Annotated in this window: 14 protein-coding genes and 1 tRNA gene; 11 read left to right on the top strand and 4 right to left on the bottom strand. The window is 55.6% G+C overall.

Going from position 1 to position 17,449, the window contains the following annotated elements; genetic code table 11:
* Positions 1-185 precede the first annotated feature (185 nt).
* The 5 genes from FH039_RS12035 (at position 186) to FH039_RS12015 (ending at position 5,731) form a co-directional block, all read left to right on the top strand.
* Positions 186-536: a hypothetical protein gene (locus FH039_RS12035; RefSeq protein ID WP_139681497.1), complete on the top strand. Its 351-nt coding sequence runs from the start codon at positions 186-188 to the stop codon at positions 534-536.
* Positions 537-545: 9 nt separating this feature from the next.
* Positions 546-1,133 carry a type-4 uracil-DNA glycosylase gene (gene udg / locus FH039_RS12030; protein ID WP_139681496.1) on the top strand — a complete coding sequence of 196 codons (588 nt, stop codon included), beginning with the start codon at positions 546-548 and terminating at the stop codon, positions 1,131-1,133.
* A 307-nt stretch (positions 1,134-1,440) separates the two neighbouring features.
* Entirely contained in the window at positions 1,441-3,036 is a 1,596-nt protein-coding gene (locus tag FH039_RS12025) for a Na+/H+ antiporter NhaC family protein (RefSeq protein WP_139681495.1), read from the top strand.
* A 68-nt stretch (positions 3,037-3,104) separates the two neighbouring features.
* Positions 3,105-4,007 (top strand): pantoate kinase, encoded by a 903-nt coding sequence (locus FH039_RS12020; protein WP_139681494.1) that lies wholly within the window; start codon positions 3,105-3,107, stop codon positions 4,005-4,007.
* Between the two features lie 44 nt (positions 4,008-4,051).
* Entirely contained in the window at positions 4,052-5,731 is a 1,680-nt protein-coding gene (locus tag FH039_RS12015) for an ATP-dependent DNA ligase (RefSeq protein WP_139681890.1), read from the top strand.
* On the opposite strand, the gene FH039_RS12010 is transcribed toward FH039_RS12015, so the two are convergent.
* Positions 5,715-6,455, bottom strand: a complete 741-nt coding sequence (locus tag FH039_RS12010; RefSeq protein WP_139681493.1) for a hypothetical protein — start codon at positions 6,453-6,455, stop codon at positions 5,715-5,717. The genes FH039_RS12015 and FH039_RS12010 overlap by 17 nt on opposite strands.
* Positions 6,456-6,562: 107 nt before the next feature.
* Here FH039_RS12010 and pyrE point away from each other — a divergent pair, with 107 nt between their 5' ends.
* Entirely contained in the window at positions 6,563-7,123 is a 561-nt protein-coding gene (gene pyrE / locus FH039_RS12005; RefSeq protein WP_139681492.1) for an orotate phosphoribosyltransferase, read from the top strand.
* Here pyrE and FH039_RS12000 read toward each other — a convergent pair.
* Both FH039_RS12000 and FH039_RS11995 read right to left on the bottom strand, forming a co-directional pair.
* Complete coding sequence (locus FH039_RS12000) at positions 7,079-7,912, bottom strand: MinD/ParA family ATP-binding protein (protein ID WP_139681491.1); 834 nt, start codon at positions 7,910-7,912, stop codon at positions 7,079-7,081. The genes pyrE and FH039_RS12000 overlap by 45 nt on opposite strands.
* 50 nt (positions 7,913-7,962) lie before the next feature.
* Entirely contained in the window at positions 7,963-8,178 is a 216-nt protein-coding gene (locus FH039_RS11995; RefSeq protein ID WP_139681490.1) for a helix-turn-helix domain-containing protein, read from the bottom strand.
* Between the two features lie 108 nt (positions 8,179-8,286).
* On the opposite strand from FH039_RS11995, the gene rlmD reads away from it, so the two are divergent.
* The 4 genes from rlmD to FH039_RS11975 all read left to right on the top strand — a co-directional run bounded on the left by rlmD (position 8,287) and on the right by FH039_RS11975 (position 16,883).
* Positions 8,287-9,540, top strand: a complete 1,254-nt coding sequence (rlmD, locus tag FH039_RS11990) for a 23S rRNA (uracil(1939)-C(5))-methyltransferase RlmD (protein ID WP_139681489.1) — start codon at positions 8,287-8,289, stop codon at positions 9,538-9,540.
* A gap of 68 nt (positions 9,541-9,608) precedes the next feature.
* Entirely contained in the window at positions 9,609-10,034 is a 426-nt protein-coding gene (gene lrpA, locus FH039_RS11985; protein WP_014013162.1) for an HTH-type transcriptional regulator LrpA, read from the top strand.
* 184 nt (positions 10,035-10,218) lie between these two features.
* Positions 10,219-15,948, top strand: a complete 5,730-nt coding sequence (locus FH039_RS11980; RefSeq protein WP_168188414.1) for a VWA domain-containing protein — start codon at positions 10,219-10,221, stop codon at positions 15,946-15,948.
* A 104-nt stretch (positions 15,949-16,052) separates the two neighbouring features.
* Entirely contained in the window at positions 16,053-16,883 is an 831-nt protein-coding gene (locus tag FH039_RS11975) for a DUF835 domain-containing protein (protein ID WP_139681487.1), read from the top strand.
* Positions 16,884-16,927: 44 nt separating this feature from the next.
* On the opposite strand, the gene FH039_RS12230 is transcribed toward FH039_RS11975, so the two are convergent.
* Positions 16,928-17,068, bottom strand: a tRNA-Trp gene (locus tag FH039_RS12230).
* 94 nt (positions 17,069-17,162) lie between these two features.
* On the opposite strand from FH039_RS12230, the gene FH039_RS11970 reads away from it, so the two are divergent.
* Positions 17,163-17,399: a hypothetical protein gene (locus FH039_RS11970; protein ID WP_139681889.1), complete on the top strand. Its 237-nt coding sequence runs from the start codon at positions 17,163-17,165 to the stop codon at positions 17,397-17,399.
* The last annotated feature ends 50 nt before the right edge of the window (positions 17,400-17,449 follow it).

The raw sequence follows: 17,449 nt of genomic DNA, 5'->3' as shown, positions 1-17,449 counted from the left end.
GGGTTTCACCCCTGCGTTTGACTTCGGCCTGTCTGCTTATTCCTCCAATCCCTGGGTATAAAAGCTTTTGCGTAAATATGCAAATTTTCCTGCATAGGTATGGGGCATATGTGGGTAATTCGCGGAACCGTTCGACCCCAGAAACCGTTAAAAGCCGGCCGTGCTATCCTTGGAGAGGTGATAAAATGCCGGCGAGAGAGATGAGGATGGAGATGTTCCTTAGGGCCCTGCTGAAGAGGGACTTTTCCAGGGCCAAGGGGCACCTGGAGAAGCTCCAGAAGATGGCCGGTCCCGATGAGTGGGGCAGGGGCTACGGCAAGGCCATAAACGGCTTCATGAGCGCCATAAAGGACAACGACCCCAACTCCCTCATAGTCCAGCTCATCGGTGAGCACGACAGGGAGAAGGCGGAGAAGCTCCTCGAGCACTTCCAGGGGATACTCGAGCATGAGTTCAGGGACGAGTACGAGAAGGGCTACTACACCGCCTGGGTCGAGTTCCTCAAAGCTTACCTCTCCCAGAAGACGCTCTCATGAGGTGCTCCCATGGGAAAGGAAGAACTCATGCGGAAGCTTGGAGAGCGCATAAGGAACTGCCAGAAATGCCCTCTCGGGGGCCTTAGAACCAACGCCGTTCCCGGTTCCGGGAGCTATGACGCCAAGGTGATGTTCGTCGGGGAAGCGCCGGGCTACTGGGAGGATCAGAAGGGGCTCCCCTTCGTCGGAAGGGCAGGGAAGGTACTCGACGAGCTCCTGGCTGAGATAGGTCTCACCAGGGATGAGGTTTACATAACCAACATAGTCAAGTGCAGGCCTCCAGAGAACAGGGACCCGACGGAGGATGAGATAAAGGCCTGCTCCCCATACCTCGACAGGCAGATAGACATCATCCGACCCAGGGTTATAGTTCCGCTCGGCAGGCACTCCATGAGGTACATCCTGGAGAAGTTCGGCTTTGAGCCGGAGCCCATAAGCAAGATACACGGAAAAACCTTCGAGGCCCACACGCTCTTCGGGAAGATAATCATAATGCCGATGTATCACCCTGCCGCCGCGCTCTACCGGCCGCCCATAAAGGAAGAGCTCAGAAAGGACTTTCTCAGGCTCGGGGAGCTCATCGGTTCCTCACTATGAACCTTCCTTCACCTTTCAATTACTATTCCGAGTGAACGGGAAACATCTGGCTTTTTTAAGGTCCCATTTGAACCGACCTGAAGCTTTTCTGGGAAAGGTTTTTATTGGTGTGGTGCTCATTAATGTACTTGAAAGTATCTAATAATGCAGGAAATCAGAAATGTTCACTAAAGTGGTCGTGTAATATCATGAATCTGCGTGGCAGTTCAGCAGTATTTTCGAGGAACCGACGATATGTCAAAAATATTCCAGGAAAATTTATATATCGCCGATATTTATGGGTTTGAAACCCGTTGGAGGTGAAACCGTGTCGGACTTTGGGATACTGTCTCTGCTGCCACCCCTGGTGGCTATTATCCTGGCGATATGGACGAAGAGGGTTATCCTGGCGCTGTTTGCAGGTGTCTGGATTGGAGGTGTAATGGTCTCCGGCTGGAACCCGGTGACGGGAACCACCCAGACCCTCGACTGGATAGTCGGCAACGCCATCGATGACTGGAACGTCAAGATACTCCTCTTTGACTTCCTCATCGGTGCGGGCGTGGGACTCATATACAAGTCGGGAGGAGCGATGGCGATAGGCCGCGCCCTGGCGAGCAAAGTGCGCAGCAGCCGCGGTGCCGCGATGATGGGATGGCTTCTCGGTGTGCTAATATTCTTCGACGACTACACCAACACCATCATCGTCGGTAACACCATGAGGCCCATCACCGACAGGACCCGCGTTTCCCGTGAGATGCTCGCCTACATAGACGACTCAACCGCTGCACCCGTTGCGGGACTGGCTCTGGTCTCGACCTGGATAGGCTACGAGGTCGGCCTCATCGGCGACGCCTTCAAGGACCTCAACGTTGACTACGGCGCCTACGTCGCCTGGATGCACAGCGTTCCCTTCAGGTTCTACTCGATACTGGCGATAATACTGGTCTTCATCGTGGCCTTCACCCACAGGCACTACGGGCCGATGCTCCACGCAGAGTACCGCGCCAGGACCGAGGGCAAGGTTCTCCGCGACGGTGCGAAACCGCTCATGACAACCGAGGTTGACCTCGGCATGCCGAAGGAGGACGGCAGCGTTCACATATTCATCTGGCCGATACTGACGCTGATCTTCATCACGCTCTACGGTATGTGGTACACCGGCGGTGGAAGCGCCGCCTACGCCGAGGGCGGCCTCATGGAGGTCCTTGGAAACTCCGACTCCGCCTTGGCGCTTCTCTGGGGTTCCTTCGCCATGGTCGTAGTTGCTTTCTTCCTCGTCCTGGTCATGAAGCGCATGACCATCGAGGAGGCCGAGGACGCCATCGTCCGCGGCATGAAGCAGATGGTCATAGCCAACACGATACTGCTCCTGGCCTGGAGCATCAAGAGCGCCACCGACGCCGTCGGAACCGCCCCGTACATCGTCGACCTCGCCAAGAGCGCAGGCGTCACCGGCAGCTGGGTGCCGCTGATAGTGTTCCTCATCGCTATGTTCATCTCCTTCACCACTGGAACGAGCTGGGGAACCTTCAGCATCATGCTGCCCATCGCCATACCGCTCGCCTACGGCGTCACCGGCTACGTCGGCCCCGAGGTCTTCGCCGCAATCGGAGCCGTCTTCGCCGGCGGTATCTTCGGCGACCACTGCTCACCGATCAGCGACACGACCATCATGAGTTCGATGTTCTCCGGTTCGGACCACATAGACCACGTCACAACGCAGGTGCCGTACGCGGTAACCGCATCGGGCGTTGGAGTATTCCTCTACATACTCTTTGGCCTCGGTGTCCACAGCTGGGCAGTACTCCTGCCGCTTGGCCTGATCCTCCTTGTCGGCGCCTGGTACTTCCTCAGCGAGTGGTACGGCAAGAAGTACGGCATACCGCACGGAAAGGTTCCAGTTTATGTTGCCGAGGATTGAACCTTTCCTTTTCCCTTTTCTCGCCAGTTTTAAAAGGCCAAGGACACACTTTTCTCGGAGGTGAGAGGTTGCTCGTTAGAACCTTCGTTCCGGCTCACATAACGGCATTCTTCGTTCCAATTTTTCACGACGACCCGCTCAGGGCCGGCTCCCTCGGGGCCGGGGTGAACCTCGACAAGGGCGTCAACGTCTTCGCGAGCATAGAAACCGGCACCCTCGAGAGGCACATACACATCGCCTTCAACGGCGAGCCGGTTGATAGGGGACGGGCGATCATAAGCTACTCCGTTGCGGACGAGATAGTTCCCGATGATTTCCTCGGTGAGGTTGAAATCTGGCAGTACTTCGATTTCCCGAACGGCCACGGCTTCGGCAACAGCGCCGGCGGTGCTCTGGGAACCGCTCTGGCGCTGAGCTACGCCTTCGGGGGGACGTGGCTTAGAGCTGGTCAGACAGCCCACAGGCACGAGGTCATCAACAGGGGCGGCCTTGGGGACGTTATGGGCCAGCTCGCGGGGGGAATCGAGGTTCGCGTTAAGGCCGGCGGCCCCGGAGTTGGCGTCGTTGACAACCTATTCTTCGAGGATTACCGCGTTCTCGTCGTCCCCCTGGGGAGGCTCTCAACCAGGGAAATCCTGGACGGAGACGTCGTGAGGGCCATAGAGCGCGAGGGGAGGGGAGCCCTTGAGAGGCTCCTCCGGGAGCCGAGGCCTGAGAGAATGATGGCCCTCGCGAGAGAATTCGCTGAAAAAACTGGCCTCCTGAGCGGGGAACTCCTGGAACTTGCGAGGGAGCTGGACAGGGTAATTTCCACCCCCAGCTCCATGATAATGCTTGGTAGGGGCCTCTTTGCCTTTCTCCGCAAAGATGAGGTGGAAAATGCCAGAAACCTCCTTTCCGACCTCAACCTGCCTTACGACGTGACCGGAATCCACGAGGGAAAGCCGAAGGTTGGCAGGTGGGTCGGCTAAACCCTTTTATCCCCCTCCCCCTAACTCCTCCCTAGGTGGTGAAGATGAAATACGCCGAACTGGCCGACCTCTACAGGCGTCTGGAGAAGACGACCCTCAAGACCCTTAAGACCAGATTCGTCTCCGATTTTCTAAAGAGAACCCCCGATGAGCTCCTTGAGATAATACCGTACCTCATTCTCGGAAAGGTCTTCCCGGACTGGGACGAGAGGGAGCTTGGAGTGGGTGAGAAGCTCCTCATAAAGGCCGTCTCTATGGCTACCGGGGTTCCTGAGCGCGAGATAGAGAACTCCGTGAGGGACACCGGCGACCTCGGTGAGAGCGTTGCCCTGGCCCTGAAGAAGAAAAAGCAGAAGAGCTTCTTCTCCCAGCCGCTGACCATAAAGCGCGTTTACGACACCTTCGTGAAGATGGCCGAGGCCAGCGGGCAGGGAAGCCAGGACAGGAAGCTGAAGTACCTGGCCAACCTTTTCATGGACGCCCAGCCGGAGGAGGGCAAGTACCTCGCCAGGACTGTCCTTGGAACCATGCGCACCGGTGTTGCGGAGGGACTCATGAGGGACGCCATAGCGAGCGCCTTCGGCGTCAAGGCCGAGCTCGTGGAGAGGGCATATATGCTCACGAGCGACTTCGGCTACGTTGCGAGGGTGGCCAAGCTCGAGGGCAACGACGGCCTCTCAAGGGTCCGGATTCAGGTGGGCAAGCCCATAAGGCCGATGCTCGCTCAAAACGCGGCCAACGTGAAGGAAGCTCTGGTGGAGATGGGCGGAAAGGCGGCGTTCGAGATTAAGTACGATGGTGCCAGGGTTCAGGTCCACAAGGACGGTGACAGGGTCGTCATCTACTCCCGCCGGCTGGAGAACGTGACGAAGTCAATTCCCGAGGTTGTTGACGCCGTCCTGGAGAGCGTAAAAGCTGAAGAGGCCATCGTGGAGGGTGAACTCGTTGCCGTCGGCGAGGGTGGGAAGCCCAGGCCCTTCCAGTATGTGCTTAGGCGTTTCAGGAGAAAGTACAACATCGAGGAGATGATCGAGAAGATCCCCCTCGAGCTGAACCTCTTCGATGTCCTCTACGTTGACGGTGAGGGGCTGATAGACACACCCTTCTCCGAGCGCAGGAAGAGGCTGGAGGAGGTGGTATCTCCGGGGAAGAGGATAAGGCTGGCGGAGCAGCTGGTCACGGATAACGTCGATGAGGCGGAGACCTTTTACCAGCGCGCCCTTGAGCTCGGCCACGAGGGGCTGATGGCGAAGCGCCTGGATTCGGTTTACGAGCCCGGAAACAGGGGCAAGAAGTGGCTCAAGATAAAGCCCACGATGGAGGACCTCGACCTCGTCATAATAGGTGCGGAATGGGGCGAGGGGAGGAGGGCGCACTTCCTCGGCTCCTTCCTGGTTGCGGCCTTCGACCCGCACAGTGGAAACTTCGTCCCCGTCGGGAAGGTTGGGAGTGGTTTCACCGACGAGGATCTGGCCGAGTTCACCAGGATGCTCAAGCCGCTCATAGTCCGTGAGGAGGGCAAGTACGTCGAGATAGAACCGAAGGTCGTTATCCAGGTCACCTACCAGGAGATACAGAAGAGCCCGAAGTACGAGAGCGGCTTTGCCCTTCGCTTCCCGCGCTACGTCGCTTTAAGGGAGGACAAGAGTCCTGAGGAAGCCGACACTATCGAGCGCATAGCCCAGCTCTACGAGTTCCAGGAGAGGTTCAAGGCGAAGAGGTGATCTTGTTTTCCTCCGTTTCTTCAACATTTTCCCGCACTTCGCCCGTTTCTTCATCCTCCTTTGGAACCAGTCTCCCGACAAGCTCCGCGGCCTTCTTAGCCATAAGCTGGGTGGCCAGCAGGAAGCCCGTTGAGAGCCCGGCGAGATAGGCGATCACGCTTCCGGAGTAGCCATCAACCATGGCCAAGGAGGGAAGGTCGTAGAGGGTATGGGCCATCATCGAAAAGGCCAGCCCGGAGAAGCGCTTCCACCCGGTCTCTCCCAGCAGGAAGCCAACGGAAATGGCCGCCCAGACCGTGTGGAGCCCCATCAGCACTATCCTCACGGCCACGAGGTAGGGTTCCTGGTTCAGGGCGAAGATTCCCGCGGTGTAGAATATTCCCTCCACAACGCCCAGGAAGAGGCCCGCGCCTATGACGAGCTTCCACCTTTCCCATTCCGGAGAGCGCCCGAAGAACTTCAGGGGCAGGAGCTTCACCGACTCCTCGATTATTCCGGCCGCGAAGGCCAGGGCAATCCACGTCTTGAGGAACAGGAGGGGTGCCTCAAGGAACGAGGCTATGACGAGGCCGAGGATGCCGAAGGCGAATCCCGGAACCTTCCAGCCGCTCTCCGGGAGGGAGCGCCATCTCCGGAGGGTGTACTTGATGCTCAGAAGAACTGAGGGGCCTCCGACCACCGTTATGATCCCGAAGTAGTACTCGATGACCTTCTCCGGTGTCATGGTAGTTCCTTCACCATTCACCCTTATTAACGTTGGCACCAACTTTTTTAAATCAGGTGTAGATTTTCCTCTGGAACTGCTGAGGAATTTACACGAAGGTGTCCAAAATGGAGGCGGTAAAGGGCCAGCTCATCGAGATGTTCTTCTCCGAGGGGGCCATCCTCTTCGGCCGCTTCGTTCTCACCTCCGGCAGGGAGAGCGACTACTACATCAACGTCAAGAAGCTCTCCACCAATCCGGGGGCGCTGAGGATAATCGCGAGGCTGATGGCGGAGAAGGCCAGAGCGCTTGGCATCGAGTTCGACCGCGTCGCCGGCCCGGAACTCGGGGCCGTGCCGATAGCGACGGCCCTATCGCTGGAAACCGGAAAGCCCCTCGTCATAGTCCGCAAGAAGCCCAAGGGACACGGCACCGGAAGCCAGATCGAGGGCGAGGTAAAGCCCGGCGAGAGGATACTCCTGGTTGAGGACGTGACGACCACCGGTGGAAGCGTTCTGCGCGCGGCTGAGGTTCTGGAGAAGGCTGGGGCTGAGATAGTCGCCATAAGCGTGGTGGTCGACAGGGAAGAGGGTGCTGGTGAGAGAATAGGGGAGAAGTACCGGTTCATACCCCTGGTCACGGTCTCAGAGCTTTTTGCCCGCAGGGACTCGACCGGAGTGGAGGAATGAGATTATCGCCTCGTAGAACCGGTGGAGCATGCCTTCCTTTTTCTCCCTTCCGAATATCCACCCGTTCAGGATATCGCCGCTCTCGGCTATCGCCCGCGATGCCTTGGTGTGGGGCGCGTAGTCTAGAACCGGCCTCCCGTAGTTCGTCGCCTCGGGAACCCTGTGATCGAAGGGTATGACGCCGACCACGGGCACGTCCACGCTGTACTCGAGAAAGTCGATTATATCATCCACACTACGGGACGATTCCCGCACCTTGTTGAGTATTACGCCGACCTTGAGGCCGTACGCGTCCCCCAGCGATTTGAGCTTCACGACCTCGTTCTCGATCATTCTGTGTACAGAGTGTATCGGGCAGCGCTCTATCTCCACTATGATGAGCTGGTACTGGGCGAGCCGGAAGGTTGATATCGTATCGAAGGGTATCCCAACGGGTGAGTCTATTATGGTAACCCGGTACCGGGTTCCGATCTCCCTCACTATCTCCCTCAGTCTTTTCTGGTCGAGGTCGATGACGTCGTATAACTTGGAACTGCCGGGTAGGATATCAACTTTGGTCTTCGGGTCGTGGTAGACCGCATCGACCACCCTCATGTTCGGGTTCTTCAGAAGGGTGTGGATGTTGTACTGGGGGTTGTATATCCCGAAGTGAAAGGCGAGCTTTGGGAGGTACAGGTCGCCGTCCACGACGAGCGAGCGGTAGCCCCCTCGTGAGAAGTACGTGCTCAGGTTTGCGCTCAGTGTTGTTTTTCCCGCACCTCCCCTTCCTGTGATGACTATGGATACCATTAACTGGGCCTCCGGCTGCATTAATTCCAAAGAAAATTATTGAAAGGGGCTCAGATGTAGTCCCCTATTGTTTTGGCGCGAACCATTATGGCGGCCTTGTCTTGGCCGTAGAAGACCTCAACGAGACCGTCGGATTCCAGCTCCTTCACGGCCCTGAAGACCGCGGGTGCGGGTGTTTCAAGTTCGGCGCTCAGGCTCTGGAGGGCGACCGCCCTCTTTTTTGTGGCGAGTACCTTATACACAGCATCCTTACGCCTGCCGAACATTCGGTGGCACCGTTACTAGTTACGTTAACGAACTAAATAAACCTTCCGTGGGCATGGTTGGCAGGTATCCAAGGGCAGGTTTATAAAGCGTATCGGGGAGGGGGGATTATGCGGGGAATCGTTGAGAGGCTCGACCATGAGGGACTGGGCGTTGTACGTATGGGGAAGAGGGAAATCCACGTTCCTTTCACCGCACCCGGCGACGTTGTTGAAGTGAAAAAATGGCGGAAGAAAAAACGGAAGCTAACCGCCACCGATTTTGAGGTCGTAGAGCCCTCATCCAGCAGAGTGGAACCGGTGTGTCCCAGTTTTGGGGTCTGCGGGGGATGCCTTCTTCAGCACGTCCCCTACGAGAGGCAGGTTGAGTTCAAGGCGGAGAAGCTCTCGGCACTTCTTGGTATGGACGTCGAAGTTATTCCATCACCCGTGATTTACGGTCACAGAAATCGCATCGATGTTGTCATTTCGACAAACGGTATTGGGTTCAGGAGGCGCGGCACGTGGTGGGACGCGGTTGATATCGAGTGGTGCCCCGTCTTCGGCGAATCCAGCAGGATGGTTCTCCGCTCTCTGAGGGAGTTTATAGAGGACCACGCCCCGAGTTTGTACGAGATACGGAAGAACGAGGGCTTTCTGCGCTACATCGTCATCCGCGAGGGCAAGTTCACGGGCGAGCTGATGGTTAACCTCGTCACATCGGAAGGTGAGCTCCCCGCGGAGTTCCCGGAATACTTTGACTACGCGGACTCGGTGTACTGGAGCGTGAACCGGACCCCGAGCGATGTCTCCTACGGGGAGATAGAGCGCTTCTGGCGCAGTGAGTTCATACGGGAGCGGCTCGACGACGTTACCTACCTGATCCATCCAAACAGCTTCTTCCAGACGAACAGCTACCAAGCCGTAACGCTGGTTAGGAAAGTGGCCGAACTGGTCGAGGGTGGGAAAGTCCTCGACCTCTACTCCGGCGTGGGGACCTTCGGCATCTATCTGGCCAAAAGGGGGTTCTCCGTTGAGGGAATCGAGGTAAATCCCTTCGCGGTGGAGATGGCGAACAGAACCGCCGAGCTCAACGGCGTTGACGCCGCGTTCAGGGTCGGCCAGGATCGGGACGTCGAAAATCTTTCGGAATATGATACAGTAATAGTTGATCCGCCAAGGGCGGGATTGCATCCCAAACTGATAAGGAAAATCTTAAAAGACAAACCGCAAAGCATCGTTTACGTCTCCTGCAATCCAAAGACCCTCAGGGCCAATCTCGACGAACTGGCAGGGGTTTACTCGCTAGAGACCGCGGTGGGGATTGACATGTTCCCGCACACGCCCCACGTGGAGACGGTTGTCAAACTTAAACTTGGGGTTTAATTTTAGAACCCCTGGGTTCAAAAACTTAATATACTTGGTCTGCATAGAGGTAAATAGAGGTGATGAAAATGCTTGACGAGAGAGATAACATCATAATCGAGATGCTCACCAAGGACGCCCGCACTCCGTTCACGGAGATAGCGAAGGTCCTTGGCATAAGTGAGACCGCCGTAAGGAAGCGCGTAAAGGCCCTGGAGGAGGCGGGGGTTATAAAGCAGTACACCGTCGTCGTTGACCCGTCAAAACTGGGCTACAACCTGGTCAGCCTCACGGGCGTTGACACGCTGCCGGAGAAGATATTTGACGTTGCCGAGAAGCTCAAGGAGTTCGATTTCGTGAGGGAGGTGTACCTGACCAGCGGTGACCACATGATAATGGCCGAGGTCTGGGCCAGGGATGGGGAGGACCTGTCCGACATAATCTCCAACAAGATAGGCAGGCTTGATGGCGTCACCAAGGTCTGCCCCGCGATAATCCTGGAGAAGCTGAAGTGACTTTTTCTTTTTCAGACCCCTGTAGGGGCCCGGACTCGGATGACTGTATCCCCGTGGTGCGTTTCTGGTTTTATACTTTTGGAGAATAACTTCGATTGATCTCGGGGTTAAGTTTATTAGCTGTACTTTTGTAGTTTGTGTTCGAAGTTCATCCCGTGGTATGGATCGTACTGGAGGAGATAACATGGGTCACTTAGGAAAGGCGGGCTTCGTCCTGTTAATACTCCTCGGCAGTATTTTCGCGGTTCCGGCTGCCCCTGTTCTCGCCGGCGGTTCTGAAAGTGGCTCTCAGGGGAGTACGGATTACGCTCTGGACATAGCGTTTGTCATAGACACCACAGGAAGCATGTGGGACGACATAGATGCCGTTAAGAGAAACGTCACCCGGCTGGTCGATGAGATACAGTATTACTTCCCCGATGCCAGGTTCTCGCTTGTGGATTTCCGCGACTGGCCCGAGTCGTCCTTTGACACAGAAGATTGGCCAGGGAAGATAGTGCTGCCCTTCACTTACAACACTGAAGATTTTATCTTCGCCGTCAATAACCTCTCCGCGTGGGGTGGTGGTGACTGGCCGGAGTCGCATATCTATGCACTTTCTCTGGCCATAAACAACCTCACCTGGCGTAAAAACGTTTACAAGGCCATTATCCTCATAACAGACGCCCCGCCCCATGATCCCGAGATAGACGGTACCGTTGACCGTTCCAATTTGACGTACAGGGATATCATCGCAATGGCCAACGAGAATGATGTACATATATACAGTGTCCTCTGCGCCGGTTACTGGGGGGAGGAGTCCCACTACATATGGGAGAACGTTTCTACCTCGACCGGTGGCAGGTACGCGTACCTCTCAGATACCTCTTCAATAGTCGGGTGGATACTCGATGCCGTTGAAGGCGCCAGCCTGGACCTCTCCAACACCCGCCTTTCGATAGGTACTGACAAAAAGGTCTACGATCCCAACGAGACCATTGAAATCACCGTCAACGTTTACGATGCCGATGGACGGTGCCAGTACCCGCTGAGGGAGAGGTACTTCAGCGTCATGTTCAACGGTACGTACGCTCCCATTGATGATTTTGCCGTTGTTTCCCCGTGTGAGGCCAAGCTCTACGTGACCGCTCCCTCTGAAAGCGGCGTCTATAACCTCACCGTACGCGCCCGCACCTCAGTGGGGTGGTGGCCTAAGAGTCTGTCGATTACCGTCAGGAATCCCAACGTGGACGTGGAGATGTCCGCAGGATGGGTGTCCCTCACGGGTCCAACTGTGGACGAAGGGACCGGGATATATTTTGCCGACTACTTCACCGGGACAATGCTGCTGGTGAACTACGGATACCGTGCCATCGCGGATGACTATCCTGTCGAGGATAACCTGACCGTCGTTCTTATCGGGGTTTCCGAGGATGGCAGTGAGACCAAGCTCGCGGAGAAGAGAGTACACCTGAGGTCCGATCTGAACGGCTACTTCAGTGGGCGTATAGACCTTGGGTACATAGACAGGGGTTCCAAATACTGGGTGTACTACGTGGTTGTTTCCTCTGACCTGGCTGACAGCGCTGGAAAGGCCTACCAGAGGTACTACATGGTTTACTCATCCCCAGTTTACATATCCACGCAGTGGAGTGGCTCCAAGCTTGTGGATGTTTCGGTGAAACCGTTCGCATCGACTCCTGAGCAGGTTGTGAGTGATTTCGTGGTTGTGAATCCCGGGATGGCCCCGGTGGACAGGGTCTTTATCGTGAACACCAGATACTTTACAAAGTACCTCGACAAGGCACTGGCTGAAATACCAGATTCGGGTAGGGTGTACACGGATTACATCACCGGAATGGCCATGCCCGCGTGGATTAAACTGGCGCGCGATTCCATCAAGGAGGGCTACTCTGTGGCCTTCACGAATAACGATGATGACATTGACTCAGTCCACAAAACGTACCTCCTCTTCAACACCTTCCGCCCCCAGAACGTTGTGTTCGTTGGGCCGTATCCCACTGAGGAGGCGGTTTTCCAGGGGATACGCGCCACAAAGGAATATGAAAACCGGTACGGTAACCATCCAGTACGCCTGTCGTACTCCGATGTCCTCAACGGGTTCGATCTATCCGACGGGAATTTGATTGAGTACTCCGACGACTCAGGGCTCCGCGGGCTTGAGTACGCCAAGCCGTTCCTTGTTAAGAAGAGCGGCTACGACACCGTAAAATACCCCGTGATTGATAACGAGAGTCCTTACGTGGTGGTATCTCCGAAGGGATACGTGCCGCTTGTGCTGTCCACCACATACCACTCCAGGCCCGGTGCGGCGGAGATTTTCACCGGCCTCCCCCTACACCAGAGGTATATCGGTACGATTGAGTTTGACATTGGTCAGATAATCCTTAATGCCCTTAGCGGTGGCGGTCTCTGGTGGGTCGAGTACCTGGCCTCTCTAAATGCGGCCCTCTCCACGGATGGGGCGATTGATGTCAGTGCCCGTCTTGGAATCGAAGATGCACTGTGGGCAAAATTCGCTGTGGGCATCGGCAGCGATGGCTACCTGAAGGTTCGGTTGAACATGGGCCTCCATGGAAAACTGTTCGCTTGGGAAGTACACAAGGAATTTAGCTGGACTCCGCTCTCAATAAAGGTTCGTCCCTCAAACGGTGATCTGGCCCAGGCGCTTAAGTATATGGAGGAGACCAAGTATCTTCGCAGGAACCATGTCAGGGATGTCATCGAGGATACCCTGGAATCCGTTTCAATTCTGGGCTTCAACTTAATCGACGCCTCTCTGTGGATAGTCAATCAAGTAACTTCGCTGGGCCTTGCGAGAGAGGATATAGTGGACATGCTGAGTTCTATGTACAACCTCGTCGATGAGGCACTTCTCAGGGTCGACTACGCCTTGGTCGGTGTAATGTACTCCTCCGAGTATCTCGAGAACGCGCTTGTGGGTTCGGACGCCACCACCATGCTACCCATGTACGCGCTCGAACCCGCCTCCGCCCACACCCTCATGCGCCAGATATCGGAGGATATAGCCTCGGGCAAGGGTGACACGATTCCTAGGACTATCGATATTGCCAGGGAGGACTACATCGTCCGTGCCGGTTCGTCCGCGACGATATCCAACGTTATGAGCTGGTTGCTTGAGGGGCTGGGCGGTTCGGACGAGGAAGGTTCTGGATCCCATACCGAGATGCCCTCCGAGGATTCAAAGGAGGCCCTGCCGATATCCCTTGATATACAGTCCGACATATCCGTGATGAGTTACACCACGGCCTCGACTGATATCAACACCATAATACTGGGGAGGGACATCAGGGCGATGTCCGACGATGGGAAAATGGCAGAGATTACGAGAATCACCGGCTTTGATGCGCTTGCGGCTGAACTTCTGGGCAGTGATGTGGACGCTCCCGAGCTTGAAGGTGCCTCCCTCCTCAGGTTCATAAAAGCGTACGCTGACATCAGGGGATATCCAGCTATACTCCAGAAACTTCCGGGCGTTTCCCTGCACTACGGTATCCTCCACAACGTCCAAATTAAGAAAAGGCACGAGACCCGTCTGATACACGGATACGTGAGCTTGAGGGTTGGGGAGTTTAAGGTGACTGCCGGACGGGTGTCTAAGTTCATATCCAACATCCTGTCGGTGACTTCCAAGGTCTTCAAGCTGTGGGCCGACTTGGAGACCGCGAAATTCAACAGCAACCAGGTGTACTACATAGGCCCGCCCGGGCTGAGGACTGCCCCGTACGATGACCCTTCCCCTGTCACATCCCCCACCCCCTATCCGGGGGTTGTTCCTGTGAACGTTACCCTGAAACCGATGCCAGTAGAAACCCCATCTGGAACGTATCTGCTCATCAACACCACCTCCGTGCGGTTTGGCGGCGATCTCCCGGACAATCAGACTGAAGTGGGTCTGATAATGTACTCCCCGAGGCCAGGCGTTCCGCAGTTCCAGGGGTACAGGTTCATATTCACAATGCCCCAGAACCAGTCAATAACTGGCATATCCGTGGTCCTCTTCGATGCCGTCACTATTGAGAACGTAACTCCCGCCAGGATAGAGTACACTGTGGGCAATCTCTCCTCCCCCTATATCGTGCCCGCGGACGCCGTGTATCCGATAGTGCCGTATTCCTTCAGGACGTACAGCTCTGATGGGGTGAACTACGGGGTCGTTACAGTCTATCCCGTAAGGTTCTACGAATCGAACTCCACCGCGGTGTACTTCAGGAGCATACGCATGAACGTTACCTTTGGCGAGTACCGCCCGGTTCCGGATTACGTTGCCCTCTCGGTTCCGGAGGCAGTTGGAATGGGAGACTCCGACAGCTACAACCTCAGTGTGGTTCTTTTCAGGAGTACTTCCCTATCGGTGGACAACGTCACGGTCGGTGTGGCGTCCCTCAGGGGAATTGTTGTCCCGAACACCACCCTTGAAAGGGTGCCCCTTGGGGAGTACTCGGTCATTCCAATTTCCCTCAAATCGACGGGAACAGGGGTCGACATGCTGAACGTGACCGTCAACTACACCGTGGACGGGGCAAGGTACTCCATCAGCAGGGGTATCTTGGTCGTAGCGGTTCCGAAGGACCTGGTGGACCTGGACGTTGGGCTGGTGGATGCTCCGACAACCGTGAACTCCAGCGGGGTGTATTACGTAACTGTTGCCCTCAGAAACCTGGGCAACTACACGGCATACAACGTTCCGGTTAGGCTGGTGCTCGACGGCTCTCTCGTACTGTCCAGCAGGGTGGTCAATGAGGTGTCCCCTGGAAATCCGGTGCTCGTGAAGCTCCCTATGAATCTCTCGGGTATTGGAGGTGGGGTACACAACATAACGGCGGTCGTAAACGGCGTTCCAAACGAGGTGATACTCAGCAACAACATCGCTACCGGTGAGGTTCTGGTTGAGAGTGAAAGTACCGGAACCGTGTCGTCCGACGGTTCGGTCTACATAAACGGATACAGGGTGAACGTCGATGTTCCGAACGAGGCCAGCGTTGGTGGCAACTTCACCGTGGCGATCCATGTGGTCAAGCTGCTTCCTGTGAGCGATACGTTGAACATCGAAATTGAGACGTCGAGCAACCTTGGAGGCTCCTCACTGCTGAGAAGGATAAATGGGACCTCCAGTGTGTTCTTCGTCACTGTTCCAAAGACCGCTGGGGTCGGCGTCCTCAACGTCACTCTGGAGAGCGGTGTAAGCTCGGTACCTCTCTCGTACTATCCGCTGATCTTGGACTTCACTCTGAACCTCACCCTCTCGACTAACGTCACATCGCCGGGTAACCTCACGGAGGGAACCCCCGTCTCACTGAATGCAACCGTTACCGTGATAAACGGCAACCCCTCCTTTGCGTACCTGGACAGGACCCTTGAAGTGTACCTCCTGCTGCCGAATGGAACCGTCCACAACGTCACCGTTCCGGTGAAGTACCTGGCGTCCGAGCCCTTCAGGTACGAGGCCCTGTTCAATATCTCAGCCGCTCCAGGGGAGTACACGGTGATGGCGTTCTTTGGAGGGGACGGTACGGTTGACGTGTATTCCATGGAGACACTGGCCTTCATCGGAGGAGCCTCCTCGGCCGGCAGTACCCGCACGGACAGTGTTAATTCCGTGCTCCTGCTGTCGAAGGTGTGGACGCAGTGGTACCTGAACTACCACCGGAAGGTGAACGAGCTCGTTGAGAACGGTAACCTGTCCCGGGAGAACCCCACGGTTAAACTCGCCATAGAACTTGACCAAAATGCCACTTCCCTCATACTGGAGGCATGGGGGATCGACGATGTATCTGTGCTCGAGGGGTCCCTCTGGAGCCTCCACAGCAGGATGCCCAATGTTGCAAAGATAAGGAACGCGTACCTGATGGAAAAACGGGCCTTTGAGCTGCTGACGGAGCTCGTTCACTGATCTCCTCTGAGTTATTTTGTTTTTCCTTTTCGTTCACCTTTCTTCTCGGGATTTCCTGGTAGCCCGGTTAAAAGTTTAAATATTCCCTCTGCAAAACTATTACTATGCCGGAAATAATATCGATGGGATATTTCATCAGGGATTTAATAGTCCTCGTGGCGACGTCCATAATCGTCGTTGTCCTGCTGGCCATGGGGGGAAAAACAAAGAAAAACCTCGGATTCGGCTATTTTATCCGGGCCTTCGATTCACTCCTCCTCGCGTTTTTGCTTGTCGTGGTGGCCCAGGTGATAGGCGTCCTCCTAAGAACTACCGTACTGAACAATGACCCCACCTACTCTTGGATCCGCTCGGTCATGCTCACCGCCGGTGCCCTGTTGCTTCTCGTCTCCTCCGTCATGATATACCTGCCGTTTGCCCGCGGGGAATACATGATAGTCCCGATAGCCTCGGAACCCGTGGACTCCCTCAGGTACGGTGCGTACTGGGGGGATAGGGAGCGGGCTCACCGTATTTTTGTGGAACTCGCAAAACGCTATCGCATGCCCGGGATAGCCGTTACAAGAGATCCACCTGATATGTTCCGCAAAAAACTCGGTCTCAAGCTGATCCCGGTGATGTGGGTATCTACGGTTCAGCACGACGATGCGGTGAGCCCAACGAAGCTGGAGGTTATAATGGATAACCTCAGAAGGTTCCTTGAGATGGCCAATATTGATAAGGTGATCCTTATCGACTGTGTGGAGTACTTTATCCTTGAGAACGGGGAGGATGCGGTTCTTAAATTCATAACCAGCATAAAAGACTTCGCCACCCTCAACAGGGGACTCGTTATAGTGACCGTGGATAGGGAATCCCTGGACGAGAGGACGTTTAGCATACTAACTTCCGAGTTGAAGCCCATCTCCAATCTTGAGAAAACCCTCGCCCACTGAGCAGCTCATTACTCCTTCAATAGTTCTTTAGAATTGTCTAAAATTGGTGGGGGCACGGGGATTTGAACCCCGGTCCGCGGGTTTCTCCGGGTCAGAGCTCCAAAGGCTCATCCCCAAATCAGCAAACCCGCAAGTCCTCATACCTCTGGAGCCCGCGATGATGGACCAGGCTACACCATGCCCCCGTCCAGCTTAACCTTAGCGGGGGCGGGTTTATAAGTTTTATGATTGGCGGAAGTTTTATTAACTTTGGCTTACAAAAATATCCTGGTGATTACCATGGAGGAGCCAGTGGTTATTGGAAAGGACAAGTTCAAGATAAGCGACGACGAGACCGCCAGGAGGGAGCTCCGCATAGTCAAGGTCAGCGACGATGTGATTCAGGTTCAGGAAGAGGTGCACGGCATTATAGCCCTCGTCGGGGCGAGCTCCAGCGTCAACATCAAGAAGGAGGAGCTCAAGAACCTCATCAAGGTGGCCAGAGAGGAGTTCGGCTGGACCGACATCTGCGAGTGAGGTTCCTTTCGTTCTTACTCCCGCGCCCTTAGACTTCCCGAATTTTGACT

This window comes from Thermococcus indicus, from assembly GCF_006274605.1.
GTDB lineage: Archaea > Methanobacteriota_B > Thermococci > Thermococcales > Thermococcaceae > Thermococcus > Thermococcus indicus.
The sequence above is the reverse complement of the archived record's forward strand: the minus strand, read 5'-3'. Positions and strand labels throughout refer to the sequence as shown.